This is a genomic window from Deltaproteobacteria bacterium (genome assembly GCA_020848745.1).
Classification (GTDB): Bacteria; Desulfobacterota; Binatia; order UTPRO1; family UTPRO1; genus UTPRO1.
This window is the reverse complement of sequence record JADLHM010000059.1, coordinates 79,094-105,058: the sequence shown is the minus strand read 5'-3', so window position 1 is coordinate 105,058 and position 25,965 is coordinate 79,094. Positions and strand designations below refer to the sequence as shown.

General features: G+C 73.5%; 16 protein-coding genes. 9 read left to right on the top strand and 7 right to left on the bottom strand.

Annotated features, from left to right (window positions below; translation table 11 throughout):
• Positions 1 to 14: 14 nt before the first annotated feature.
• On the bottom strand, positions 15 to 878 hold the full coding sequence (locus IT293_09575; protein MCC6764900.1) for a tetratricopeptide repeat protein: 864 nt from the start codon (positions 876 to 878) through the stop codon (positions 15 to 17).
• Positions 879 to 1,007: 129 nt separating this feature from the next.
• Between IT293_09575 and IT293_09570 the strand changes: the two genes are divergently transcribed.
• Positions 1,008 to 2,021 carry a DHH family phosphoesterase gene (locus tag IT293_09570; GenBank protein ID MCC6764899.1) on the top strand — a complete coding sequence of 338 codons (1,014 nt, stop codon included), beginning with the start codon at positions 1,008 to 1,010 and terminating at the stop codon, positions 2,019 to 2,021.
• On the opposite strand, the gene queG is transcribed toward IT293_09570, so the two are convergent.
• The 4 genes from queG to IT293_09550 all read right to left on the bottom strand — a co-directional run bounded on the left by queG (position 1,990) and on the right by IT293_09550 (position 11,413).
• Positions 1,990 to 3,147: a tRNA epoxyqueuosine(34) reductase QueG gene (gene queG, locus IT293_09565; GenBank protein ID MCC6764898.1), complete on the bottom strand. Its 1,158-nt coding sequence runs from the start codon at positions 3,145 to 3,147 to the stop codon at positions 1,990 to 1,992. The two genes, IT293_09570 and queG, sit on opposite strands and share 32 nt — an antisense overlap.
• A gap of 81 nt (positions 3,148 to 3,228) precedes the next feature.
• Complete coding sequence (locus tag IT293_09560) at positions 3,229 to 6,645, bottom strand: hypothetical protein (GenBank protein MCC6764897.1); 3,417 nt, start codon at positions 6,643 to 6,645, stop codon at positions 3,229 to 3,231.
• 83 nt (positions 6,646 to 6,728) lie between these two features.
• Positions 6,729 to 10,496, bottom strand: coding sequence for a hypothetical protein (locus IT293_09555; protein MCC6764896.1), 3,768 nt, complete (start codon positions 10,494 to 10,496; stop codon positions 6,729 to 6,731).
• A 245-nt stretch (positions 10,497 to 10,741) separates the two neighbouring features.
• Positions 10,742 to 11,413, bottom strand: a complete 672-nt coding sequence (locus tag IT293_09550) for an acetyltransferase (GenBank protein ID MCC6764895.1) — start codon at positions 11,411 to 11,413, stop codon at positions 10,742 to 10,744.
• A gap of 343 nt (positions 11,414 to 11,756) precedes the next feature.
• On the opposite strand from IT293_09550, the gene IT293_09545 reads away from it, so the two are divergent.
• From IT293_09545 to IT293_09525, 5 genes are all read left to right on the top strand, one after another.
• Entirely contained in the window at positions 11,757 to 12,578 is an 822-nt protein-coding gene (locus IT293_09545) for a flagellin FliC (protein ID MCC6764894.1), read from the top strand.
• 104 nt (positions 12,579 to 12,682) lie between these two features.
• The gene (locus IT293_09540; GenBank protein MCC6764893.1) at positions 12,683 to 12,976 is read left to right on the top strand and encodes a flagellar protein FlaG; all 294 of its coding nucleotides are present in this window, start codon (positions 12,683 to 12,685) and stop codon (positions 12,974 to 12,976) included.
• 3 nt (positions 12,977 to 12,979) lie between these two features.
• Complete coding sequence (fliD, locus tag IT293_09535) at positions 12,980 to 14,359, top strand: flagellar filament capping protein FliD (protein ID MCC6764892.1); 1,380 nt, start codon at positions 12,980 to 12,982, stop codon at positions 14,357 to 14,359.
• On the top strand, positions 14,356 to 14,754 hold the full coding sequence (fliS, locus tag IT293_09530) for a flagellar export chaperone FliS (protein MCC6764891.1): 399 nt from the start codon (positions 14,356 to 14,358) through the stop codon (positions 14,752 to 14,754). The genes fliD and fliS overlap by 4 nt, the downstream gene beginning before the upstream one ends.
• On the top strand, positions 14,744 to 15,166 hold the full coding sequence (locus tag IT293_09525) for a hypothetical protein (protein ID MCC6764890.1): 423 nt from the start codon (positions 14,744 to 14,746) through the stop codon (positions 15,164 to 15,166). Before fliS ends, IT293_09525 begins: the two co-directional genes overlap by 11 nt.
• A 72-nt stretch (positions 15,167 to 15,238) precedes the next feature.
• Here the strand turns inward: IT293_09525 and IT293_09520 are convergent, their stop codons facing one another.
• Together IT293_09520 and IT293_09515 are read right to left on the bottom strand one after the other, a co-directional pair.
• Complete coding sequence (locus tag IT293_09520; protein ID MCC6764889.1) at positions 15,239 to 19,894, bottom strand: glycosyltransferase; 4,656 nt, start codon at positions 19,892 to 19,894, stop codon at positions 15,239 to 15,241.
• A gap of 15 nt (positions 19,895 to 19,909) precedes the next feature.
• Positions 19,910 to 21,427, bottom strand: coding sequence for a methyltransferase domain-containing protein (locus IT293_09515; GenBank protein ID MCC6764888.1), 1,518 nt, complete (start codon positions 21,425 to 21,427; stop codon positions 19,910 to 19,912).
• A gap of 463 nt (positions 21,428 to 21,890) precedes the next feature.
• On the opposite strand from IT293_09515, the gene IT293_09510 reads away from it, so the two are divergent.
• The 3 genes from IT293_09510 to IT293_09500 are packed head-to-tail and all read left to right on the top strand — an operon-like array spanning position 21,891 to position 25,928.
• Positions 21,891 to 23,714, top strand: a complete 1,824-nt coding sequence (locus IT293_09510) for a glycosyltransferase (GenBank protein MCC6764887.1) — start codon at positions 21,891 to 21,893, stop codon at positions 23,712 to 23,714.
• On the top strand, positions 23,711 to 25,369 hold the full coding sequence (locus IT293_09505) for a glycosyltransferase family 9 protein (GenBank protein MCC6764886.1): 1,659 nt from the start codon (positions 23,711 to 23,713) through the stop codon (positions 25,367 to 25,369). Before IT293_09510 ends, IT293_09505 begins: the two co-directional genes overlap by 4 nt.
• Positions 25,350 to 25,928 carry a hypothetical protein gene (locus IT293_09500; GenBank protein MCC6764885.1) on the top strand — a complete coding sequence of 193 codons (579 nt, stop codon included), beginning with the start codon at positions 25,350 to 25,352 and terminating at the stop codon, positions 25,926 to 25,928. Before IT293_09505 ends, IT293_09500 begins: the two co-directional genes overlap by 20 nt.
• Positions 25,929 to 25,965: the final 37 nt, after the last annotated feature.

The window sequence follows — 25,965 nt, the reverse complement described above, 5'->3', positions numbered from 1 at the left end:
CAAAGGCGGAGGCTTCAGTGCAGCGTCGTATCGGTGACCTGCTCGAGGCGCTCCAGATGGATGCGGATCGCGGCGGCGGTCGGCGCGTCGGGAGCGAGCGCGAGGTAGCGTCGGAAGTCGGCGAGCGCGGACGCGAAGCACTCGAGCTGCTCGTAGAGGAGGCCGCGCAGGCGCACGTACTCCGGGGCGTCGGGCCAGAGCAGCAGGAGGAGCTCGACGGTGGCGAGCGCTTGATCGTGCGCGTCACGTTCGCGGTAGATGGCCAGGAGGTTCGCGAGCGTTCGGCTCAGGATGCCGGAGGTACCCGCCGATCGCAGTGCCTGGGGAAGAGCGCGCTGCAGATTGCCGTCCGAGGGCGCGCCGCTCGCGGCGTAGAACGCGCGCAGGCGCTCGCGCAGCTCGTCGTAGGCGACGGGTCGGCCGCCGAAGAAGGGGTCGAGGAGATGGTCGTCGTGGCAGCCGCTCACGCGCACGAGGAAGTGGCCGGGGAAGCCCACGCCTTCGAGCCGGACGCCGACGCGCGCGCCGACCTCGATCATCACGACGGCGAGCGTGATGGGGATGCCGGTCCGCCGCTCGAGCACGTCGTTCAGGAAGCTGTTCCGCGGGTCGTAGTAGTCGTCCCTGTTGCCGCGGAATCCCTGCTCCTCGAAGAGGTACCGGGCGAGCACGGCGGCGCGGCGTTCCGGCGGGTCGCCCGCGAGGAGGCGCGGCCGGATGCCTTCGGCGAGGGCGTCGAGAGCCGCGAGGCTCGGCTCGGGAGCGAGCTCGGGGTGGCCGATGCGCGCGATCACGAGCGCGCCCGGCGCGATGGCGGCCTCGTCGCCGGCCGCGGTCGCGCGCGCGAAGCAGGCCCGCAGATCCCCGATCGCCGACATCCAATGTGCTGCTAGCACAGGCACTTGCGAGCCGCCACGCGGAAGACGCGAGGGCGAATGCGACTTGGACAACCCGGGGGGCGGCCCCTATAATCCCGCCGTCGTCGCGTACGACACCGCATGGCGGGTGTGCCTCCGAAAAGTATGCTCGCCGGTCTCCTCCAGGCTCTGGAGGGTCCGGCGCCGCTGGTGATCCTGCCGCACGACAATCCCGATCCGGACGCGCTCGCGAGCGCCGCGGCGCTCAAGTTCCTGGTGCAGGAGCTGCTCGGCACGGAGACGGTGATCGCCCAGGGCGGCATCGTCGGCCGCGCCGAGAACCGGGCGATGCTCACGTACCTGAACATCGACCTCGAGCCCGTGAGCGCGCTGTCCTTCGCGGGGGACGTCCACGTCGCGTTGGTCGACACGCAGCCGGGTCGCACCAACAACTCGCTGCCGGTCGGGAAGATTCCGACCGTCGTGATCGACCACCATCCCGCGTACGACCGCTACGAGGGCGTGCCGTTCCTCGATCTGCGCGAGAACTACGGCGCCACCTCCACCATCCTGACCGAGTACGTGCGCGAGTCGCGGCTCGAGATCGAGAGCAAGATCGCGACGGCGCTCTTCTACGGCATCATGGCCGAGACGCAGGACCTCGGTCGCGAGTCGACGCCGGCCGACATCGCCGCCGCGCAGTTCCTCTATCCGTACGCGAACAAGCGGCGGCTCGGGAAGATCGAGAACGCGCGCGTGCCGCGCGAGTACTTCGCCGCCTTCCACGAGGCCATCGAGCGCGCGCAGATCTACGACAGCGTCGTCGTGTCGGTGCTCCCCGAGGTGCAGTACCCGGACATGGTCGCGGAGGTCGCCGACTTCCTGCTGCGGCTCGACGAGGTCGAGTGGGCCTGCGCGATCGGGCGCTACAAGGACCACCTGCACGTGTCGCTGCGCACGACCGAGCGCGAGGTGAGTGCGGGTGACGTCCTCCAGCAGGTGCTCGGAAGCCGCTGGGCGGGCGGTCACGACATGATCGCCGGCGGCCGTACCCGCATCGCGGGCAAGGGACCCGAAGCGCTCGCGCACGCCGCGGACCAGGTCCGGACCCGCCTGCTCGCGGCGCTCGCGATCAAGGCGGCGGCGGGACGTCCGCTGGTCTAGAGAAGGATACGGCCGCGCCCGCGTCATCGCGCCGGGCTTCGTCGATCTCCGAGCGCACCGCCGGGTCCGGCTCGGTCGCGGCGCGCGCGGCGAGCGCGTCGATCGCTTCCGCGCCCCCGATCGCCCCGAGCGCCCAGGCGGCGTGCCGCCGCACGAGCGCTTCGCGGTCGCCGAGCGCGAAGCGCAGCGCCGGAACGGCCGCCGGATTGCCGGTGTTGCCGAGCACGACGGCGGCGTTGCGGAGCAGCCCGCGCCGGCGCGTACGGGCGAGCGACGTGTCGGTGAAGCGGCGCCGGAACGCGCTCGGGTCGAGCCGCAAGAGGTCGGGGAGGAACGGGAACAGTCCGTCGGCGTCGGGCGCGCGCGTCGCCGGGGCCGGCGCGTTCCACGGACAGACTTCCTGGCAGACGTCGCAGCCGAAGACCCACGGACCGAGCGCGGGGCGGAGGTGCGGCGGGATGGCGCCGCGGTGCTCGATGGTGAGATAGGCGATGCAGCGCCGCGCGTCCATGACGAGCCCGCCGGCGAGCGCCGACGTCGGGCAGGCGTCGAGGCAGCGCGTACAGCGGCCGCAATGCTCGCCGGTCGGCGCGTCCGGCCCGAGCGCCGCCTCGGTCACGAGTTCGGCGAGAAAGAACCACGAGCCCGCCCGCGTCGCGAGGAGCATGGTGTTCTTGCCGAACCAACCGAGGCCGCCGCGGACGCCCCATTCGCGTTCGAGCACCGCCCCCGTGTCGACGTAGCGCCGCGTGGCGGCCTCCGGGAACAGGCGCGCGAGCGTGCCTTCGAGCGCGACCAGGCGCTCCTCGACCGCGGCGTGGTAGTCGGTGCCGCGTGCGTAGGCGGCCACGCGGCCGCGCAGTGTGCGGCGCCAGTCGAGCGGAGGCGGCGGAGGCGGCGCGTACGGGTACGCGAGCGTGATGACGGTGCGGGCGCGCGGTAGGATGCCGGCCACCGTGAGCCGGCGCTCCGGATGGCGTCCGAGGAAGTGCATGTCGGCGCCGAAGCCGGCCGCGAGCCAGCCATCGAGGAAAGCGCCGCGATCGATCGGTACGGCGGCGGCGAAGCCGCAGGCCGCGAAGCCGAGCGCGGCGGCTTCGGCGCGAACGCGATCCTCGGGGCGCATCGGCGCACTCTATCGTGCCCGGGAAGATCCGACACGCGGCGGCGACGCGTCCGGGGTCGGGCGCGCGGTCGCCGGCCGGCGTCAGCTCGGGGCGGTGCAGCCGAGATAGACCGTGTCGCTGTCGTTGGCACCGGCGTCCGCGATGCCGCGGGCCCGCAAGCGCTCCGTGCGGCGGGCGAGCCCGCGGCGCTCGACGACGACCTCGACCGGCATCGTGCAGTTGGCGGATGGCGGCAGCGCGAGGGGCGGAGCGAACGTGAACGCGTTGCCGCTCGCGCCGCCGGGAGCGGTGCCCGTGAGGTCCGCGATCGCTCCGACGAGGGCCGCGGCGTTGGCGGCGTCGATCGGGTTCGAGGAGGTGGGCTGCGGGCTCTGCAGCGTGAACGACGCGAGTGTGGCCGCGGCGGGACAGTCGGGGAGATTGGGATCGGAGCCGATCAGGCAGAAGCCGACGCGTAGGTGACAGGCGTCGTCGGCTGCGCCGTCGAGATCGCAGGCCGGGTCGCCGTCCGTGCAGTCGACGGTCGTGGTCGGCGGCGGCGTCACGGCTCGGCCGGCGACGGTCCACTCGACCACGCAGTCGGTCGCACCGACGCCGCCGCCCGGGACGAGGAGGGTCGCAGGCGCGGCCGTCGGCAGGGGCGTCGGGGTGGCCGTGCGCGTCGCCGTCGCGCCGCCGGGGGTGGGCGTCGGGGTCGCCGTCGGGGACGGCACGCCGTCGGGGCAGGCGAACGGCTCGCCGAGCGATACGCCGACGCGCGCCAGCTCCGCGTCGGCGAGCGGCAGGGCGCGCCGCGTGAGCACGGCCGCGGCGCAGCCGTACGCGGCGCCGATGCAGGGCGCGAGCGTCGTCGCGTCGGTCGGCGGCGGCGCGCCGAGCGCCGTACATGCGGCGGCGACCGATCCGAATCCGAGGCCGGTCGGGAGGACGAGCTGATCGGCGGGGACGCCCGCGCAGCCGCGAACGACGCTCGCCGTGAGGCGCGCGAGCACGCCGCCGGCCGGGTCGGCGAGCGCCGCGAGCTTCGCGGCGCAGCGTCCGCCCTCCGCCCGGCAGGCGGTCAGGCTCTGTCCCGTCAGCCGGCAGGCGAGGAGCGTGTCGACGCAGCGGCGGGCCACGGTGAGCTGTTTCGCGAGGAGCTTCCGTCCGGCGCTCGCGATGACGCGCTCGCAGCGCACCGCGAGCCGCGACGGCAGCGGCAAGGTCGGCGCCTCGACGAGCGGAACGCAGAGCCCGGCGCGCGCGGCGTCGAACACGGCCGGCAGGAGCGTACCGACGTTCGGCAAGGCGATCGCGAGAGCGCGCTCGGCGGCGCAGGTTCCGTGCTCGACGCACGTGCGGACGGCGCTCGCGGACGTGAGCCCGAGCCCGACCTCGGCCGCGCACGTGTCGTCGAGCGTCGCGAAGCCGAGGAAGCCCGGTGAGCGCAGCGCTTCGAAGGGGAGCGCGGGCGGATCGCCGGCGCAGGCCTTTCCGAAGCTCGCGGCGAACCTCTCGCGTGCGCGGACGAGCTTCGCGAACCGGCTCCGGCAGCGGCGCGCCGCCCGCACCATGCACGCGGAGCCCTCGCCTTCGCCGGCCGCGAGGCAGGTGAGCGCGTCGAGCGCGCAGGTCTCGAGGAACGCGAGCCGGCCCGCGACGAGCCGGCTCGAGCTCTTGGCGAGGGCGCGCTCGCAGGTGAGCAGCGCGCGCGGCGCGACCACCGGGGGCGGCGGCGTCACGGTCGCGGTCGGCGTCGGGCTCGGGGTTGGCGTGCGCGTCGGGGTGCGGGTCGGCGTCGCGGTCGGACCGGTCGGCTGCGTGGTCGGCGTCGGCGACGGCGTGCGGGTCGCGCACGAGAAGCCGAGGCAGTCGCTCCGGCAGCACGACCCATCGGCACCCGCGCCGGGATCGCAGGGCTCGCCGGGCTGGCGGATGCCGTCGCCGCACAGGGGGCACGGCGGCAAGGGGGAGCGCGCCGGCGTCGCGACGGCCATCGAGAGCTTCGGGTCGAACTGCACGCCGCTCGCGATCGACGAGGCGGTCATGGGGGCGCGCACCAGCAGCGTGCCGCTCGCGGGCTGCGCGAGGAACCGGGCGTTGGCGCCGATCGTCAACGCCTCCGCTGCCGCCAGCACGATCGTCGGATCGGCGAGGTCGGCGTTCGAGCCGCGGGCGTCGACGGTGATGCCGGGGCGCACGTCGAGGCGGCAGGCGGCGAGCCGCGCGTCGCCGCCGTCCGAACCGCTGCCGCCGCTGACGTCGACGCTCTTCGCGAGCGTCAGCGTCGCCGTGCGCGCGGCGAAGCCCGCCTTCAGATCGACCGAGCCGCCGCTTGCGCTCGCCACGCGGCCGTTCGCGGCGATCGCGGCGTCGACGCGGAGGTCGGCGCCCGTCGCGAGCTCGACGGCGCCCCCGAACGCGTCGTCGCCGCCGGAGCTCACGTCGATCGTGCCCTGGAGCGCGAGGCTCCTGCCGATCGTGCCGACGACCTCGCCACCGTCGCCGGTGGCGGCGCCGCGCAGCGTGATCGGGCCGAGGAGGGATACGTCGCCGTCGAGCGCGGTGAGGACGCCCGCCGGCGGCGCCTCGGTCCCGATCGTGAGCGTGCCTCCGGCGCCGTCCGGGCTCGCGCCGTTCGCGCGGATCGTGCTCGTCGCGGTGACGACGACCGGTCCGGAGGCTTCGAGGACGAGGTCTCCGCCGGAGTTGCCGATGGAGCCGTCGCTGTCGGTGCTGCCGTCGGAGACGAGGTCCGCGACGACCGTGAGCGCGCCGACGCCCTCGGCGCCGGCAAGCGTGCGATCGCCGGCGCGGAGAAGGAGCGTTCCGCCGTCGCCGTCGCGGAGGCTGCGGACGTCGATGCCGCGTTCGACCCGGAGGTCGCCGCCGGCCGCGAGGGAGACCGTGCCACCGTCGCCGCTTCCGCCGAGCGCCTTGATCGTCCCCGCCTGCGTGAGGGTGGCGGCGGCGCGGAGATCGATCGTGCCGCCGAATGCCCCGCCCGAGGTCGCGAGCAGCTGTCCGGTCGACTCGACCGCGAGACCGCAGGCGGAGATCAAGCGCACGACGCCGGCGACGCCGGCGAACGACGCGTCGATGGTGCTGCGCACGACGAGATCGCCGGCGCCCTCGGCGCAGCTCGTGGCGGTCGTCCGGAGCTCGACGCCGGCCGCGCCGACCGCGTTGATCCTGGCGTTGACGGCGACGGAGCGGGCGCGGATGGCGAGGCGTCCGGCGCCGATCGTGATGGCACCCTCGATCGCAACCGGACGGTCGCCGAAGTTCAGGACGCACCCGTCCTCGCCTCCCGGGCACGTCGGGGAGGTGTCGATGGTCTGTGCCCCGATGGTGCAGGCGTGGGCCGCCGGCGCGCACACCAGGTTGGCGTTCATCGCCGCGCTGGACTGGTTGCAGCAGAGCTCGGCGGCGTCGCTTGCTTCCATGAGGGTCGCCGCAGGCACGAGACACGCGAGCGCGAACGCGAGGCGCGCCCGGCGGACGAGAAGACACGGCACGCGACGCATATACGGTGAGGGCGCGTCACGCCGCAAACCACAAGTCGCATGCGAGGTGCCCGCGCACGCGCCGGGAGGCGCTGTTACGGCGTCGGCGTCGAGGTCGGGGTCGGGGTCGGCGCCGCGGTCGGCGTCGGGGTCGCGGTCGGCAGGGGCGCGTCGAGGCAGGTCAGCAGGAGCGTGTCGCTGTCCTCGAGGCCCTTCGTTCCGCCGATCGGCGGCGCCGAGGTCGTGTTGGTGCGGAACTTCTCGCTGCGCTCGGCGAGGCCCCGGCGTCCGACGACGATGTCGACCGGCTCGGTGCAGTTGTCGGGCGCTTCGAGTACGAGCGGCGGGTCGAACACGAACGTGCTGCCGCTCGTTCCCGACGGCGGCACCGCGCTCAAGCGCCCGAAGGCGCCGAGCAGGGCGTTCGCGTTGTCCTTGTCGATCTGCTCGGCCGAGTCGGGGCGCGGACTCACCAGCACGTACTTCGTGATCCCGGGCGGCGCGGTACACGCCTGGAGGTGCGGGTCGACGTTCTGCATGCAGAACGCGACACGGAAATGGCAGGCGTCGTCGAACGCCAGGTCGAAGTCGCAGCTCGGGTCGCCGTCGACGCAGCGTTGCTTGAAGCTCGGCAGCCCGTCGGTACCGAGGAAGGGCGTGTTGAAGGGATTGATGACGGCCCACTCGGCGATGCAGTCGGTCACCTGCGTGCCGCCGCCCGGGATGAGGGTCTCGAAGCGGCAGTCGGGGCCGCAGCCGTCGCCCGGGACGTCGTCGCCGAGGTCGCACTGTTCGCCGAGGTCGACGACGGCGTTCGGACAGGCGGGGGTCGGCACGCCGGTCGGCGTGCCGGGGCCGGTCGGCGTCTCGCTCGGCACCGGCGTCCCGCTGGTCGCGGTGGGCGTCGGGGTCGGCGTGGCGCCCGGGTCGGTCGTTTCGGTCGCGGTCGCGAGCGGCGTCGCCGTCGGCGCCGGGGTCGGCGTGACGGTGGGCGTCGCGGTCAGCGTCGGGGTGGCGGTCGCGGTCGGGGTCGGCGTCGGGAGGGCGCAGAACGCGTCGTCGCCGAGCGCCACGCCGACGCGGGCCAGCTCGCGGTCGACCAGCGGCAGGCTCTGACGGACGATCGCCGAGCCGGCGCAGCCGTACGCGCGCGCCACGCACGCGGCCATCGCCGCCGGGTCGTCGGCGGGCGCGGAGCCGAGGTCGGCGCAGCGCTCGTCGATCGCGGCGTAGCCGATGCCGCCCGGCGCGCGGAGCACGTCGGGCGGAAGGGCGCCGCAGGCGCCGTGGATCGCCGCCAGCATCTTGGCACGCGCCCCGGTCGACGGGCCGTCGAGGGTGGCGAGCTTGCGCGCGCAGGCGTCGCCGATCTTCTGGCAGGCCTCGCGCGGCTTGCCGCCGAGGCGACACTTCAGCAGCGAGTCGACGCAGGTGCGTGCGATCGAGAGCTGCCGCGACAGGAGCTTTCGTCCGCCGGTCACGACCGCGCGCTGACAGCGCAGGGCCTGCGACGCCACCGGCAGCCCCGCGAGGCCGTCGTTCGAGCCGAGGGGCGCCGGCAGGCAGACGGCTTCGCCGCCGACGTCGACGCCGAGGAGCCCGAGGAGATCGCCGATGCGCGGCGCGCCGATACCGAGGGCGTGCTGCGCCTCGCACGGGCTCACGATCTGCAGGCAGCCGAGGATGGCCTCCGGCGAGGTCAGCTCGAGGCCGAAGCACTGCGGCTGGAGGAGTGCGAAGCCGAGGACGTCGGTGCTGCGCATGATCTCGATCGGCACGCTCGGCGGGTCGCCGCCGCAGGTCGTGAGGAACTGCGAGCGGAACCGGACGTGCTTGGCGGCGAGCTTGGCGAGCTTCGCGTTGCAGCGCTTGCCGGCTCCGGCGAGACACGCGCTGCGGGGCGCGCCCGCGATCTTCGTGTGCAGGCACTTGAAGGCGTCGAGCGCGCAGGCCTCGAAGGTCTTGAGGCCGTCGAGCACGACCGCCGCGTTCGACTTGCCGAGCGTCCGCTCGCATTCGAGGACGGCGCGGGGCTCGATCAGCGGGAGCGCGGTACTGGTGGGAGCGGGGGTCGGGACGATCGTCGGCGTCGCCGTCGGCGTGCGGGTCGGGGTCGGCGTGCGCGTGCGCGTCGGCGTCGCGGTCTTGGTGGGGATGGTCGAGGTCGGCGTCAGCGTCGGGGTCGGCGTCACCGTGAGGCACGCGAAGGCGCTGCAGTCGGCGTTGCAGCACGCGCCGTCGGCGGCCGCGCCGTTGTCGCAGACCTCGCCCGTCTGTCGAACGCCGTCGCCGCAGACGGCGCAGGCGGGGAAGGGCGCCTCGTTGTTCGTGACCTCGGTGTACGCCGGATTGAACGTGACGTTGGCGCCGATCTCCGGCGCGACGCCGGGCTTGTGGATCAGGGTGATCCGTCCCGGCGGGTCGGCGCGGTAGAGGCCGCCCGCGCCGATCGCCATGGCGCCCGACGACACAAGCGTGATCCTCGGATTCGCGGTCGCGAGCGAGGCGGAGGCGTTCACGGTGAGGCCGGGCGCCAGGGTGAGCCCGCAGCTCGCGAGCGTGACGTCGCCGCCGATCGCGTTGGTGTCGGCGGTCACGTCGAGGGTGCGCGTCACCGAGAGCGTCCCGAGCGCGCCGAGACCGGAACGGATGGCGATCGAGCCGCCGCTCGCGAAGCCCGCGGTGCCCTTCGCGCTCACGAGCGCGCCGAACGACACCGTGCGCCCGCCGTAGACGTTGAGCGTGCCGCCGCCGTCGCTTCCGGAGAGGTCCATGCTGCCGGTGATCGCGCCGTCGCGGCCGACGAAGACGTCGATGTCGCCGCCGGAGCCGCTGTCGTCGTTCACGATGCTCTGCGCGCCGTGGACGTCGATCGTGCCGGTGAGGGTGAGGTCGCCGTCGAGCGCGGTCACGCGCGACAGCACGTTGTCGCTGCTGTCGACCACGATCCCGCCGCCGCCGCCGCCGGGCGACGCGCCGACCGCGCGCAGCGCGCCCGAGATGATCGCCGGGCCGAACGCCTGCAGCGTGATGCCGCCCCCGTCCCAACCGCCGTCGACGTCGCTGCTGCCGTTCGACTTGATGTCGCCGATCACGGTGAGCGTGCCGCCGACCTTGACGCCGCCGAGGCGGTCCACGCCCGCCCGCACCGTGACGTCGCCGCCGCCGCCGCCGTTCACGCTGCTGACGTCGAGGGTCTTCTCGATGCGCACGTCGTCGCCGGAGAGCACGTCGATGTCGCCGCCGTCGCTGACGCCGCCGGTCGCGTCGACGGTCTGGGTGAAGAGGGTGTCGGTGCCGGCCTGGGTCGTGAGGCTGCCGCCGCCGCCCTGGACGCCGCCGCTGACGTCGATGGTCCCGCGGTGGGAGACGGTCGTGCCGGCGACGATCGAGACGCTGCCGCCGCTCGCGCCGTTCGAGGTGCCGCTCTCGATGCCCTTCGAGCGCAGGATCCCGCCGGTCGCGAGCTCGATCGCGCCGCCGGCGCGCAAGCGGGCGAGCCCGCCGCTGTTGCCGGAGACGTCGATGGTGCCGCTCACGACGATGCTGTCGAGGGCGGTGAGCTCGATCGTGCCGCCGCCCTTGTTGTTGTCGGCGCGCGCCTTGAGGGCGCCGCGGACCTCGATCTGCCCCGCGGTGACCACCAGGGTCGACGCTTTCTGCGACGGATGGGACACGTCGAAGGTGCCCGTGAAGATGACCTTGCGGTTGCCGAAGTCGAGGACGCAGCCGGCGGGTGCGCTCCCACCGGGGATGGTGCAGACCGGGGTCGTCGGACCGCAGGCGGCGAAGAGGATCGGGTTGTTCTCGGGGGTCAGGTTGCAGACGGCGGCGTCGGCGGCTCGAGCCTGGAGAGACCACACGAGGGACGCGATCCACAGGACCGTCCGCAGCCGAGCCGAGCACCGCATGAGTTGACAGGATAGAGGGCATGCCAGATCGCACGCAACCCATTTTCTGACGGGATCCTACGGGGCTTTGCTGTGATTGCACGGACTTGCGATCGGCGCTGGAGCGCGCCATGGCGGCCGCTGGCGCGAGCGCTCGGCGCTCGGCGGCTGCACCGCGAGGAGCCGCGCGCCCCGAGTCGTCGGCGTGGCGGCTCCGCTCAGGCGGACCGACGCGCAGCCCGGCGCACCGGCCGCGCCGGCACGCCGACGTAGGTGACTCCGTCCTCGAGCGCGTCGAGCGCGACCCCGCCCGCGCCGAGCACGGCCCCGGCGCCGACCGTGAGCCCAGGCAGCACGATCGCGCCCGTGCCGAGCTCGGCGCCCGCGCCGATCCGGACGTTACCCGCGACGTGCGCGTTCGGATGGAGGGTGGCATGCGCGCCGACGATGCCGTCGTGCGCGACTTGGGCGTGCATGTTCACGGTCACGAACGCGCCGAGCCGGACGTTCACCGTCACGATCGCTCCCGCGGCGATGTAGCTTCCCGGGCCGATCTCGACGTTCGGGCCGATGGCGGCGCGCGGATGGACGACCGTCGCCCAGGCGAGGCCGAGCGACGCGACGCGCGCGCCGAGCCGCATCTTCAGGCTCGGGAGCCCGACGCCGAGCACGAGGAGGCTCCGGCGCCGATCGGCGTGGTCGGCGATCGCTTCGAGGGGGCCGGCGACCGCGCCGAGGCCCGAGGGCAGGGGGCCCGTCGGGAGGGCGTCGTCGAAGAACAGAAGCTCCGGGCTCTCGCCACGGCCGCGCTCGTGCTCGACGAGCGCCCACGCCACTTCCTGCGCGTGCCCTCCCGCGCCCACCACCAGGTACCGCACGAGGACGAGCATGCCGGGAGGCCGCCCGCGTCGGCAAGCGCCGGAAACGCCGGTCGGCCGGACGACGGGTGTCGGATTCCTGACCCGCGCCGCAACGTCGCGACGACACGCGGCGCGTGTCCGATCCCTCCGTCAGGCGCCGTGCGAGCTGCGGCGGCGGGTCGCCAAGCGGGTCCGCAGGGCGGGCGCAAAGCGTCGCGGGCGCTCAAGTTTCCCGTGGGTGCCGACGATAACGTTCGCGAGTGGGAACGAGCCGGTGAACCGGGCGGGAGGGTCCCCCCGGTGGTCGCTCCCGAAGCGCTAACGTAGGCCTCAGACACGGACGTCGGGGACCACCAAACCACGGAGGAGTTCCATGGCTCTCAATATCAGCACCAACGTCCCGTCGCTGACCGCTCAGCGACACCTCGAGTCCTCGAGCCACAGTCTCAGCAAGTCCCTCGAGCGTCTCGCGTCCGGTCTGCGCATCAACAGCGCGGCCGACGACGCCGCCGGTCTCGCCATCGCCGACCGGCTGCGCGCCGACGTCCGCATCGTCTCGCAGGCCGTCCGCAACGCGAACGACGGCATCAGCGCCATCAGCATCGGTGAGAAGGCGCTCGGCAAGACCGGCGAGATCCTGGCCCGGCTCTCCGAGCTCTCCTCGCAGTCCGCGACGGGCACCGTCAGCGACTCCCAGCGCAGCGCGCTGCAGGAGGAGTTCACGGCGCTCGTGTCGGAAATCGACCGCATCTCGAACACGACCACGTTCAACGGCGTGACGCTGCTCTCCTCCGGCACCACGGTGTCCCTCCAGGTCGGCTTGGACGGCTCCAGCGACAGCCGCATCTCCTTCAACACGGTCGACGGCTCGTCGAGCGGCATCGGCCTCTCGAGCGTGTCCATCTCGACCGCGGGGGCGGCGCAGTCCGCGCTCGGCGCGATCGGCTCCGCGATCGCGACGGTCGCCAGCCGGCGCGGCTCGCTCGGCTCCGTCGAGAGCCGGCTCAACACGGCGATCGCGAACCTGCGCGTCGCGCGTGAGAACTTCGCGGCCGCGGAGTCGCGCATCCGCGACGCCGACGTCGCGGAGGAAACGGCCAATCTGACCCGCACCACGATCCTCCAGCAGGCGGGTGTCTCGGTGCTGGCGCAGGCGAATCAGCAGCCGTCGCTCGCGCTGTCGCTGCTCCGATAGGTCGGTAGTACGTAGGTCCGCGCAGGGCCGCCGGTGCGCAAGCACCGGCGGCCATCGTGGGAGAAACGAGGATGTCGGTCACGCGAATCGAAGGAGCTCGGGCCGTGGACGCGGCGCAGGCGAAGGCCGCACCGAAGCCCCCGAAGCCCGCGGAAACCAAGAAGCGCGCGGAGGACGAAGCACAACCGCCGCCGGCCGAGTCCACGCCGCCGGCGCCGTCGAACTTCAAGCCGTTCTCGCTGTCGTTTCGGTTCGAGAAGGAGCTGAATCGGGTGGTGGTGAAGGTGATCGATCCGGAAACAGGAGAGCTGCTGCGCGAGATCCCGCCCGAGGCGGTGATCGATGCGTTGAAGCAATTGCGCAAGACGCCCGGCGCGCTGGTGGACGAGGAGGTCTGAGCGATGGCCACGATCACGATCGGCGGCCTCGCGACCGGCCTCGACACGGACAGCATCGTGACGCAGCTCGTGGCGCTCGAGCGCCAGCGCGGCGTCGGCACGCTGCAGACGCAGCGGACGGACGCCAACACGCGTCGCATCGCGCTGCAGACGTTCAACACGAAGGTCGCGGCGTTCCTGACCGCCGTGAACAAGCTGAAGAATCCGGACGACGTGCTCATCCGTAAGGCCGCGTCGAGCAACGAGACCGTCCTCACCGCGACGGCCGGCTCCGGGGCGCACAACGGCGCGACCGAGATCACGGTCGACCAGCTGGCGCGCCCGGCGGTCGCGACGTCGGCCAACGGCAAGGCCGCCGCGACCTCCACCGTCGCGACCGGCAGCGGCACCTTCGCCTTCCGCGTGGGGCCGACCGGCACCGTGCAGACGATCGCGGTCGACGCCACGACGACGCTCTCCGACCTCGCCGCCGCGATCGACGCCCTCGATGCCGGCGCGAGCGCCTCGGTCGTCAACGTCGGGACGACGGCGAGCCCGGACTATCGGCTGCGCCTCGGCAGCGACGCGACCGGCACCGAGTCGGCCGTGAGCATCGTGACGGACGACACGACGCTCGGCGTCGCCGTCACGCAGAGCGCGCGCGACGCGCAATTCACGGTGAGCGGCTTCGCCGACCCGCTGACGCGCTCCGGCAACAGCTTCGACGACGTGATTCCCGGCGTCGCGATCGACCTCCGGGCCACCGGCGGACCGGTGTCGATCAGCGTGAGCGGCGACGACGACGCGATCGCCGTCCAGGTGGACGCCGCCGTGAAGGCCTTCAACGACATCGTGACGTTCGTGGCCGGCGAGAGCACGATCGAGCAGGACACCAGCAGCGACGACCGTACGGTCAGTATCGGACCGCTCGCTCTCGACTCGACGGTGCGTGGCATCCTGCAGTCGCTCCGCGACATCGTCTCGGGCCCGACCACCACGGGTGACGACGGGGCCGACGCCTACACGGTCCTCGCGCAGGTCGGCGTCACCACCGCGCGCGACGGCACCCTCACGTTCGACCAGGCGGCGTTCCGGACGCAGCTCCAGTCGCGCGGGTCGGACGTCGCCAAGCTCTTCGCGGGCGCGAACGGCGGCAGCGGCGTCGCGGACCGTCTCTCCGAGTATCTGACCGCGGTCAGCCAGTCCGGCGGCCTGATCGACGTCCACAACACCGCCGTCGCCGACGAGATCCGCTCCCTGGAGGAGCGGATCGCCGCCGGCCAACGCAACCTCGACGCCTTCGAGGAAAACCTCCGTGCTCAGTTCACCAGCCTCGAACTCCTGGTGCAGAGCCTCAAATCGCAGGGCAGCTTCCTCGCGGGCGCCCTCGGGAGCCAGTCATGATCTCGGCGCAGACCTCCGCCCGCCAGTACCAGCAGGCCCAGTTCCAGACCGTCGACCGGGGCCGGCTCCTCCTCATGATGTTCGACGGCGGCGACCGTTTCCTCGCGCAGGCCGAGCAGCGGCTCCAGGGCGGCGACGTCCCGGGCTTCGCGCAGGCGCTCAGCCGCGCCCAGGCCGTCATCGCCGAGCTCCTGGCCACCCTCGACCACAAGCGCGGCGGCGAGATCGCCCGCAACCTCGACCGGCTCTATCGCTTCATGCTCGATCACCTGATGGAGGCGAACCTCGGCAAGAGCGCCCGCCACGTGCTCCAGGTCCGCCGCGTGTTCGGGATCATCGGCGGCGCCTACCGCGAGGTCCTGCGGAACGGGACGCCCGAGTTCGATGTCGCCTGACCCGATCGACGCGCTCGCCGCCACGGAGCGCGCCGTCGCGCTCTGGAACGAGGTCGCGGCCGCCTACGACGCGATCGAGCGCAAGCTCGGGAGCGGGAAGTGGGAAGGCTTCGACGAGGTCGCGTCGCACGTCGCCGCTCTCGAGCGCGAGCTGCAGCCGCTACTCGTGACGATCGCGGCGATGCGCGCCGAGACGCCGATGCCGCCGGCCGATCTCGCCGAGCTCTGGCAGGAGCTCGACCGCATGATCGAGGCGCTCGCGCGCCGGCAGAAGCAGCTCGAGCGCGCGGCCGTCGGCGCTCGCGACACCACCGCCGCGCGTCTCGTCCGGACGCGCATCGCGCGTTCGCGTGCGTCGGGCTACACGCCGCTGAACCCGCTCGCGCCGCAGCTCACGTCGAAGCGGGTGTAGGCGCGGCGCGACCGGAGCGGCGGCCGGACGGCTGCCGGCCGTGATCGCGATCCCGGGGATCCTTCCCGGGCTTCAGCCGTGCGCGGCCGTCGCGGCGTCGGCGATGCCGAGGAGCCGCTTCAGCCGCTCCACCCAGCGGAGGACCGCCGCGTCGGCCGGCCAATCGTGCCGGCCGGTCAGCATCTCGTGGAGCGTCGCGGCATCGTCGGTGCGCAGCGCCTGCTGTAGGCGCGCGACCGCGTCCCAGCGCCGGCGATCATCGAGGTCGGTGATCGTGGTGAGCGCCTTGGTGTCGTCGCGGCCGACGTCGCGGACGCACCAACCCTCCGGGACGAGCACCGTGTCCTCGTCGCCGATGTGGTGCCACTCGGAAGCCCAGCGCTCCAGGAACCGCTTGCCGTTCGCCTCGTCGTGGGCCTTGCGGCCCGGGGTCTGGCTCTCGAGGTGGTAGAGCGCGCTCGCGGGCTGGTAGACGACGCGACCGCCCTGCGCCCGCACGCGCAGGCAGAAGTCGACGTCCTCGAAGCCGTTGCGGTAGTTCTCGTCGAAGCCGCCGAGCGCCAGGAACGCGTCGCGGCGGACGGCCATGCAGGCCCCGGTCACGCACTGCATCTCGCGCCGTTTGTTCACGGCCGGAAGCGTCCCGGGCGCGTGGTAGAACGCGTGGTAGGGCAGCGGCAGCTCGCGCCCGAAGACGACGCCCGCGTGCTGCACGGTGCCGTCGGCGAAGAGCAGCTTGCTGCCCACGACCTGTACCGCCGGGTCGGCGTCGAGCTCGCGGACGAGCGCCGGGAGCCAGCCGTCGAGGGGGATCGTGTCGTTGTTGAGGAAGACGACGTAGCGCCCGCGCGCCGCCCCTGCGCCCTGGTTGCACGCGGCGGCGAAGCCGAGGTTCTCGGCGTTGCGGATGATCTGCACGTCGCCGCCGAGCGCGGCGCAGAGCTCGGGCGTCCGGTCGCTCGACGCGTTGTCGACGATGATCACCTCGAAGGTGACGCCGTTCGTCACGGCGGCGAGCTCGACGAGGCATTGCTCGGTCAGCTCGGCGCGATTGAAGACCGGCAGGACGATCGAGCAGTCGAAGGCTCCGGGGGCGGCGTCGGCGGTCGCGCCGCCGGCCGTCGTCGGACGCGCGTCGCCCGCCGCGCCGACCTGCGCCCGGAGCTCGGCGAGGAAGCGGGCGCGTGCCTGCGCGACGTCGGCGCGGCCGGCCGCGTCGGCGGCCGTCCGGTCGTAGATGAGCTCGGCGGTCCGCAGGAAGTCGGGGCGCATGCCGCTCGTCATCGACGAGCCGTCGCGGCGGTGCGTGAAGTCGGCCGTGATGCTGGCGACGTGCTGGAACGGGAAGCGGGCCGAGAGCCGGAGCCAGAAGTCCCAATCTTCGTGCGACGTCAGCGACTCGTCGAAGCCGCCGACGGCTTCCCAGGAGCTGCGGGCGTGCATCGCGCAGAGCACGGGAAACTGGTTGCTCACGAGAAGCCGCGCGCGATCGAAGTCGTTCGAGTACGGCCGGTCGCGCGCGACGATCCGGTAGCCGGTCTCGTCCCTCACCTGCACCAGCCGCAACGCGTCGCTGTAGAAGAGGTGCTCGGGCCGCTGCTCCAGCAGTGGAACCAGCGTTGCGAGGTGCTCGGGATAGAAGACGTCGTCGTCGTCGAGGTAGGCGACGAAGCGACCGCGGGCGACGCCGAGCCCGCTGTTGCGCGCCGCGGCGAGGCCGCGGTTCACGGCGTGGCGGACGTAGCTGACGCGACCCTGATGATCGAGCCCTTCGATCACGTGCTGCACGTCGATGCCGCAGTCGTTCACGACCACGATCTCGAAGTCGCGATAGGTCTGGGCGAGGATGCTCCGGAGCGCGGTACGGAGCATGTCCGGGCGGTCGTGGGTCGGCACGATCACGGAGACGGTCGGACGGCGGCCGCCGTTCGCGGCGGGCGCCGGCCGCGCGCTTGCGGCCGGCGGCGGCGCGGCGGATGCCGGCCGCGCGGTTGCGGCCGGCGGCGGCGTGGCGGATGCCGGAAGCGGCGTCGCGGGCGCGGACGGTGCGACGGCGCCGGCGCGCTCCGGATCGGTCGGCGCGTAGACGCGCCGCTCGGCGCGCTCCCGTTCGAAGAGCTCGATGCCTGTCTTGTCGATCCCGAAGGGCGCGAGCGCCAGCGCGAGGTCGGTGCGCTCGGCGCTCGCCGCGGCCTCGAGGCCGACGACGAGCCGCCGAACGTCGGTGTGGGCGACGCCGCGAAGCTGCTCGAGGCAATGCCGCGCCTCGGCGAAGCGTCCGAGGCGCGCGCAGGCGATCGCGTAGTTCGCGACCGCGACGGGCTCGGGACGGACCGAGCAGGCGGCGCCGAGGAAGGCGGCGGCGAGCTCGGGCGGCGCCCACGGCGACTGGAGGAGCGACGTGCCGAACTCGGCGCACGCGTAGAGCTCGGCCTCGCCGCGGTCGCGGCAGGCCGCGAGCGTCGGGAAGAGCTCCTCGATGTCGAGCCGGCCGCGCCGCTCGATCGCGTTTCGTATCACCTGGCGGCTCGCGGCGGCGACCTTCTCGCGCTGCTTCACCGTCATGCTGTCGCCGTGCAGCCGGTAGTAGTAGAGGATCTCGGGCACGTAGACCGCGGGGAAGCGTTCGACGATGCGGAGCCACATGTCCCAGTCCTCGGCGCCGTCGAGCGCCGGGTCGTAGTCGCCGACCACGTCGCGGCAGGCGCGCCGGTAGAGGAACGCGGCGATCCCGGGGTTCTGCTTCAGCAGCGAGCGCACCGTGACCTCCTGGTCGCGGTGGACGCCGGTGATGCGGCTCTCGTCGTCGATCCACGCGAAGGCCGCGTAGGCGAAGCCCGCTTCGGGGAAGCGGTCGAGCGCGCCGACCAGCGCCTCCAGGAAGAGCGGCGCGCAGTGGTTGTCGGCCGAGGTCCAGGTGAGGAGCTCGCCGCGCGCGCGCGCGAAGCCGGTGTTGAGCGCGCCGGGCAGGCGGCGGTTCTCCTGGTGGACGACCACGAGACGGGGATCCGCGAGGGTGTCGAGGTATTCCCGCGTGCCGTCGGTCGAGCCGTCGTTCACGATCACGAGCTCGAAGTCCGTGTAGGTCTGGGCGAGGACGCTCTGGATCGCCTCGGGGAGGAAGCGGAGGTGGTTGTAGACCGGCAGCACGATCGAGACCCGCGGCGTACCGGAAACGCGGGTCGGGGTGCCGTGCTGCGCCCCGGGTGCGGCGCCGGTACGGCTCGGCGCGGAGACGCCGCTCGGCGCCGCCGCGGTGACGGTGGGCGTCGGCGACGATGATCCGGGCGCGGGCGGGGCGACCCGCGCCGGCGCCGCGGCCGGCGCCGCCGCGAGGAGCTTCGCCGGCAGCGGCAGGCGCGACAGCACGACGATCGGGCGCGCGTAGTCGTCGCTCTGTCCGAGCACCTCGCCGTAGGGCATCAAGAGGGCGCGCGCGATGCGTTCGACCTCCGATTCCCACGTGCGGCCCTCGTAGCACTCGGGCTGGCTCGCCATCTCGAGCATCACGTACGACGGTCCGAGCGCGGCGAGGTCGGCGAGGAAGCGCTCCTTGTTCCGGATGTGGTGGTAGACCGAGTAGATCGTGACCAGATCGACCCGCCGGCCGGCGAGGCGCTCGACCAGCGAGTCCTCGCCGCCGACGGCGCAGTGGAACTCGGCGTTCTCCACCTTGGAGAGGAACGCGAGCACCCGCGCGAGCTCGACGTACGTGTCGTGAGCCTCGACCCCGATCGACCGCGCCACCTCCGGGCGGCGCGCCATCGCGATGTTGAACATTCCGATGTTGGCACCAATGTCGAGGTGGGTGTACGGGCGGTCGAAGAGCCGCGCGCCGACCGCCGCGATCATCGGCACGCGCGGGTCGTCGGCGGGACGCTGGCCCGCGATGGTGAGGCCCGGCACCTGGATCGTCTGGTAGACGCGCTCGTCGCGGCCGTGGTCGAGCGTCGCGAGGAAGGGGCAGGAGGAGTCGAAGTTGCACGACGCGATCAGGGCCTCGAGCTTCGGCTGCACGAGCTCCGCGAAGATCGCGTGCAGCCGGTCGAGGCAGGTGAGCCCGCCGATCCGCCCGGGCGCGGCGGGCATGGCGCCGACGTCGCCCTGGTCGGTGCGACCGACGACGTCGAGCGAGCGCTCGAAGGACACGGGCTGCGCGAGCTCGCGCGCCTCCTCGAAGTCGACGAGCACGGGCGTCGCGCCGCGGAACATCAGGTTCTTCTCGTGCAGGTCGGTGTGGACGATCCCGGCCGTGTAGAGCGCCCGCACCGCCGCCGTCACGGCGCGGAAGGCCTCGGCGAGCGCGGCGGCGCCGAGCGTCGGCGCGACGGTCTCGAAGGGCGTCAGCCACTCGAGCAGGAGGAACGCGTGGTCGCCGTCCTCGGCATAGCCGTGCACCACGGGCACGAAGGGAGCGCCGGCAAAGCGCTGGAGGAGGCGCTGCTCGTTCCGCAGCGAGGGCTCCGGTGAGAACTCGGCCTCGCACTCGAGCTTGCTCTCGATGGTGACGGCGAGGTGCTTCACCTTGAGGAAGTAGGTCGCGGCCGCGGCCGTCACCCGAAAGAGCGAGGCGCCGCCGCCGGGCTCCCACGGGCGCGGCAGCGGCGCGAGCTCGTAGGGTGCGTCGGAGAGGAGGGCGCGCAGGACGCGCGCGAGGCGCGCCGGGTCGGCGTGGATGGCGTCGAGGTGCGAACGCTTCTGCTCGAGGGCAGCGGGATTGAATTCCATGGACGCGGCTCCTCTCTAGAGCGCGGCCCCGACCGCGACGTCGCAGGGCGTGGAGCTGTGGACGGTGCGGGGCTTCCGCGCCGTCCAGCAGAGAAAGAGACCGTCGGCGGCGCGGCCGTCGTAGCCGACGGACGCGGCTTCGACGTCGAGGCCGAGCGAGCTGAGGAGCGTCGTCAGCTCTCCGGCGTCGAACCAGCGCTCCCAGCTCGGCATCGCGAGGGCGCCGAGCTTCGCTTTGTTCTTGTCGATGACGACGAGCGTGCCGCCGGGCGCGAGCACCCGGACGAGCTCGCGGACGGCCTCCGGGATGCGGACCGCGTGCTCCAGCGCCTCGACGCAGAGCACGGCGTCGAAGCGGCCGTCGGGAAAGGGCATGTCGAGGAGGCTGTGCTGGACGGTCGCGATGCCGGGCGGCACGTGGCGCAGCATCTCGGCCGAGACGTCGAGCGCGGTGACCTCGGCGCTCGGGTGCGTGCGCTTCACGAGCGCCGCGTAACGTCCCTTGCCGGCGCCAGCGTCGAGCACGCGCTTGGCGCCGAGGTCGCCGAACGCGGCCAGCACCGCGCGGACCCGGCCGTCGTGCTCGGCGATGTCGGGACGATACTCCCCGACGGTCGCGTCGAAGTGGCTCGCGATCCGGCATTGCTCCGCCTCGATCGCGTACTTCACGCCCCACGAGGGCTCCTGGTCGGGGAAGTAGGCGGCGCCGACTCCGTAGGAGCCGAAGAAGCCGCCGCCGGGGTTCTGCAGGGCCGCGAGGAAGGCGAGGGCGCGTTCCGCGCGCGCGGGCTCGCCGAGCCGGAACCACACCTGCGCGAGCTGCGCGATGCCGGTCGCGCACACCCACGGCACGTCGCTGTAGGCCGGGATCGCGCCGTTCTCCTGCTGCCAGCGCGCGACGTCGGCCATGCCGCGCCGGGCCTCGTCGTGACAGCCGAGCTCGACGAGCGCCTCCTGCACGTAGGCGTAGAAGTGCGTGAGGTGGTGCGGCGCCTCGAAGCGGGTGCACTCGAGGTGGCGGAGGTGCCAGTCGCGGCCGCGCTCCGCGAAGCGGCGATACCGCGCCTCGCCGAGGAGGTCGCCGGCCGCGGCGAGCGGAGCCAGCGCGTAGAGATGGATGGCTTCCGACACCTCGCCGCGCGGTCCGAGGCTCCACGCGGCGCCCGGCGCCGGCGCCGCGAGCCGCCCGGTCGCGGCGTCCCCCGAGGCGACGAGCCAGTCGCAGGCGCGGCGGAGCGGCCGTTCGAGCGCGGGGTGGGTCGGCAGCATCGCGACCCAGCCGCGCACCACCTGGCCCGTGTCGAACGCGAAGCTCTCGTCCATGCCCGGGCCGCCGAAGGACCCGTCGCCGCGCTGGACCGCGACGAGCCAGTCGGAGAAGGCGCGCGCGAGGTCGCGCTCGCCGAGCGCGAGCAGCGTCGGCACGTAGTAGCCGGTCACCTCGGGGTACGCGACCCGTTGCTGCGACGAGACGGCGATCCCGCCGCTCGCGAGCACGTGCCGTCGAATCCAGCGGATCGCCCCCTCCAGCATGCACCCCTCCCTCGCCAGCGCCGCGGTCGACGCTCGTGTCCGCGAGGATGGTCTGCAACGGGCGTGCCATGGCGGCGCGCGCTCGGCGCCGCGCCGACCGCGCGCGCGGCGACCCGGTGTCCGGTCGCGGGTCAAGAACCTGACGGCGATCCCGCCTCCGGCACATTTTTCCGCCACGTCGTTCCGTCCCGCCGCGGGGGCGGACCCGCGCTGCGCAGGGCGGAGCGCGCCCCGAGGGGACTCCGGCCGGTGGCACCGGGCTTGCTGTCCGCCGCGAGGTCTCCGCGGGGGTGGAGGCCGCGTGTGGAGGGTGAGGAGCGTGGAGGTGGGGAGGCGGTGACGTGGGGGAGTGGAAGGGGAGAGCCGGACCGTCGCTCGCTCGGCCGGGAGGCCGGGCGGGTGGCGGTCGGTCCGCGCCAGCGCACATGACATGACGGCAACGGACGGTCGCACGGGAAGGTGTGTGAGCGAGCTCCGCAGCGAGAACGTGGCGGTGGTGGCGGCGCGGTGGCCCGCGCTCGCGCGCCGTCTTGCCACGACCGCGGTGCCCGCGACGCACGTGGTCGCCGCGACGCCGAAGGGAGAGCCGACCCTCGCCGTCGCCGGCGCGCCGTTGCATCATCTCGTCGACCCCGTCGGCGACGGCGAGCGCTGGGCGCGCGGCGTCGTGGACCGGCTCGAGGCCGTCGCCGCGACGCGTGTGGTCGTCGTCGGTTGCGGGCTCGGCTACCACCTCGAGGCGCTCGCCGCGCGCTTCGCGGGCGGCATCGTCGTCGTCGAGCCGGACCTCGCGGTTCTGCGCACGGCGCTCGCGACGCGCGACCTCGCCGCGCTCCTCGGGCGCGTCGAGCTCGCGATCGCCGCCGACGACGGGCCCGACGCGGCCGCAGGCGAGCGGACGCTGGTCGTCGCGCACGCGCCCGCGTTGCTCGTGCCGGACGGGGCGCCCGTCTCCGGCGCCGCGTATCGGCGCGCGCTCCAGGCCTGGCAGGCGCGGGCGGCGCGCAGCGGGCTCCGCTTGAAGGTGCTGGTCGCGACCCCGCTCTACGGCGGCTCGTGGCCGATCGCCGGCTACGCCGCGCGCGCGCTCGGCGAGCTCGGCCACGACGCCCACCTGCTCGACCTCGCGCCGTTCCACGACGCGTTCCAGGGGCTCACGCGCTTCGGGGCGCGACGCGCGCAGCGGCGCGTGCTCGAAGCGGGCTTCTGTGACGTGATGGCCGCCGGCATCGCGGCGGCCGTCGACGCGCTCGAGCCGGACCTCGTCCTGGCGCTCGCGCAGGCGCCCCTCAACGCCTCCGCCCTCGAGGCGATCGGCAGGCGCGGCGTGCTGCGCGCGCTCTGGTTCGTCGAGGACTACCGGGTGATGACCTACTGGCGCGAGCTCGCGCGCCACTACGACTACGTCTTCACGATCCAGACCGAGCCGTGCCTCGACGCGATGGCGCAGGTGACCGACGCCCGGCTCGCCTATCTGCCGTGCGGCTTCGATCCGCGGGTCCACCGCCCGCTCGTGCTCGACGCGGCGGAGCAGGCCGAGCTCGGCAGCGACGTCTCGTTCGTCGGGGCGGGCTATCGCAACCGTCGCCTCGCGTTTCGCCGCTTCCTCGACCTCGACTTCAAGATCTGGGGCAACGACTGGGACGGCGCCGCCGACCTCGCGCGCGTCCTGCAGCGGAGCGGCGCCCGCGTCGACACCGAGGACGCGGTGCGCATCTTCAACGCCAGCAAGATCAACGTGAACCTGCACTCGTCGACCTACCACGAGGGGGTCGACCCACGCGGCGACTTCGTGAACCCGCGCACCTTCGAGCTCGCCGGCGCCGGCGCGTTCCAGCTCGTCGACCGCCGCGCGCTCCTGCCGCCGCTGTTCGCGGAGGGCCGCGAGCTCGCCGTCGTCGACAGCGCGGCCGGGCTCCGCGCGGCGGCCGAGCACTACCTCGCGCACGAGGACGATCGGCTCGCGCTCGCCGGCCGCGCGCGGCAGCGCGCGCTCGCCGAGCACACCTACGCGCGCCGCATGGAAGACCTCCTCGCGGCGGTGATCGGCCCGGCCCAGGAGCGGCTACTCGGCAAGCGTCGCACCGCGACCGTCGCCGACGTCGCGCCGAGCGCCGCGGGCGGTCTCACGGAGTTCCTCGGACGCTTCGACCCGCACACCCCCTTCGCGATCGACCGCCTGGCCGCGAGCCTCGCGACGCGCGAGGGCGCGCTCAGCGAGGCGGAGGCGATCTTCCTCTTCCTGCACCAGTTCGACGAGCTCTACCTCCGGGAGCAGCGCCTGTGAGCGCCGCGAGCCGCCGGCGCGGCGTCGAGCGGATCCTGATCGTCAACCTCACGCGCTTCGGCGATCTGCTGCAGACGTCGCCGGCGATCGCGGCGCTCCGGCGGCGGCATCCCGCGGCCGCGATCACGCTCATGGCCGAGAAGAGCTTCGCCGACGTCTGCGACGACATTCCCGGGATCGACCGGGTGTACCGCGTCGAGCTCGACCGGCTCGGGAACCTCATGCTCGAGGGCGGGGAGCACCTCCTCGCGGCGTATCGGTACGTCGAGCAGGTGATCGGGGAGCTCCGCGCCGAGCGCTTCGACCTGGCGCTCAACTACTCGAGCTCGCGGATGAGCGCCGTCTTCATGGGGCTCCTCCGCATTCCCGACGTGCGCGGCTGGTCGATGACGCCCGACGGGCTGCGCGTGATCCGCCACCCCTGGGCGCGGCTGTTCGCGACGATGTGCCTGAACCGCCGCGTCGCGCCCTTCAACCTGGTCGACTACTACTGTGCGATGACCGACGAGCTCCCGGATGCCCGCCGGCTGCGGTACGAGGTGCGGCCCGCGGCCGACGCGAAGGCGGCGGCGCTGCTCGCCGAGCACGGCATCGGAGCCGCCGACCGCTTCGTCGCCATGCAGCTCGGCGCGAGCCGCGCCATCCGGCAATGGCCGGAAGCCTCGTTCGCGACGCTCGGCGGCGCGCTCGCCGCGGCGGGGCTCCGCGTGGTCGTGATCGGCGGCGGCGGCGACCGCGCCCTCGGCGACCGCGTCGTCGCGGCGGTCGGCGCGGCCGCGATCAACACCTGCGGACGGACGGGCGTCGGCGAGCTCGGCGCGCTGCTCCGGCGCGCGGCGGCCCTGATCACGGGCGACACCGGCCCCATGCACATGGCGGTCGCGGTCGGGACGCCGGTGGTGGGGCTCTTCTTCGGGCCGGCGTCGCCATTCGATACGGGGCCGTACGCCGCCGACCACGTCGTCGTCCACACCGGCGCGCCGTGCGCCCCCTGCGATCACAACGTCACCTGTCTCGCGCCGTTCTGCCGCGACGAGCTCTTGCCGGACGCGATCGCCGCGGTCGCGCTGGCGCGGATCGGCGAGGACTGGGCGGGCCTCGAAGCGATCGCCGGAACGATGCTGCCGGCGCGGATCTATCGGACGGGTTTCGACGCGACGGGACGATTCACGGCGACGCCGCTCGGCGCGCCGCCGCGGCGGCGTGAGGACGCGCTCCGCGACGCGTACCGCGCGACCTTCGCGCACGTGCTCGGGGGCGCGCCGCTGCCGCCGCCGGCGGCGGCGCCGCTCGACCTCGGCCCGTTCGTCGCGCTCGCGACGCTCGCCCGCGACGGGCTCGTCCAGGCGGGAACGCTCGCCAAGCTCGCGCGCGCCGAGCAGCCGCGCATCGCGGAGCTCGAGCGGCTCGGCCGCGAGCTCGAGGTGCTGGACCGCGCGATCAAGGAGCACGGCGCCATGCACCCGGACACGACCGTCCTCACGCAGATGTTCGTCTTCGGCAAGGAGAACCTCGAGGGCGACGACGTCGCGACGCTGGCGGTCGAGACGGCGCGCCTCTATCGGGATCTGGCCCGCGGCGCGGACACCATGACGGCGCTCCTCGGCGCCGCTGCAACCAAGGAGCACACGGACGATGCACGTCTTCATCAATGAGCGGGAGATCCTGAGCGGCGCCGTGCCCGGCGCGACCGTCGGCGAGATCATCGAGGCGAGCCGCATGCACGTCGACCCGAGCGAGATGGTGACCGCCATCGAGCTCGACGGCGTGGCGTTTCACGCCGGCGATGAGCAGCAGTACGCGCGCCGCGCCGCGAGGGGCATCGAGCGGCTGAAGATCTCGACGCAGTCCCCGACCGTGTTCGCGAGGGAGAAGCGCCGGGATCTCGCCGAGACGCTCGACGCGGTCGCGATGCGGAGCCGCATGGTCGCGACGTTGCTGCGCGCGGCGGAGACGCGCTCGGCGAATGGGCTCCTCGCGTGCTTGATGGAGGAGCTGCGCCTGACGTTGCTCCTCGACTACCAGCTGGCGCTCCTCGCCGCCGACGAGCCGTCGGCGGCGCGGGAGGACATCGCGACGCTCGCCCCGCGGCTCCTCGCGGCGGAGGAGGAACGGGCCTGGGAGACGCTGGCGTCGCTCCTCGACGGATCGCTCGCGCCGGTGCTCGAGCGCTGGGCCGCGGCGACGCGCGCGCGGCTCGGCGCCGCGGCGTAGCGGCGCGGGGCGATTCCCGCCAACACCGCGATTCTTT

Excerpts from the sequence above, each read along its gene's own strand:
- IT293_09520 (MCC6764889.1), bottom strand. The coding sequence starts at position 19,894 with ATGGAATTCAATCCCGCTGCCCTCGAGCAGAAGCGTTCGCACCTCGAC.
- IT293_09575 (MCC6764900.1), bottom strand. The coding sequence starts at position 878 with ATGTCGGCGATCGGGGATCTGCGGGCCTGCTTCGCGCGCGCGACCGCG.
- IT293_09545 (MCC6764894.1), top strand. The coding sequence starts at position 11,757 with ATGGCTCTCAATATCAGCACCAACGTCCCGTCGCTGACCGCTCAGCGA.
- queG (MCC6764898.1), bottom strand. The coding sequence starts at position 3,147 with ATGCGCCCCGAGGATCGCGTTCGCGCCGAAGCCGCCGCGCTCGGCTTC.
- fliS (MCC6764891.1), top strand. The coding sequence starts at position 14,356 with ATGATCTCGGCGCAGACCTCCGCCCGCCAGTACCAGCAGGCCCAGTTC.
- IT293_09525 (MCC6764890.1), top strand. The coding sequence starts at position 14,744 with ATGTCGCCTGACCCGATCGACGCGCTCGCCGCCACGGAGCGCGCCGTC.
- IT293_09515 (MCC6764888.1), bottom strand. The coding sequence starts at position 21,427 with ATGCTGGAGGGGGCGATCCGCTGGATTCGACGGCACGTGCTCGCGAGC.
- IT293_09550 (MCC6764895.1), bottom strand. The coding sequence starts at position 11,413 with ATGCTCGTCCTCGTGCGGTACCTGGTGGTGGGCGCGGGAGGGCACGCG.
- fliD (MCC6764892.1), top strand. The coding sequence starts at position 12,980 with ATGGCCACGATCACGATCGGCGGCCTCGCGACCGGCCTCGACACGGAC.
- IT293_09500 (MCC6764885.1), top strand. The coding sequence starts at position 25,350 with ATGCACGTCTTCATCAATGAGCGGGAGATCCTGAGCGGCGCCGTGCCC.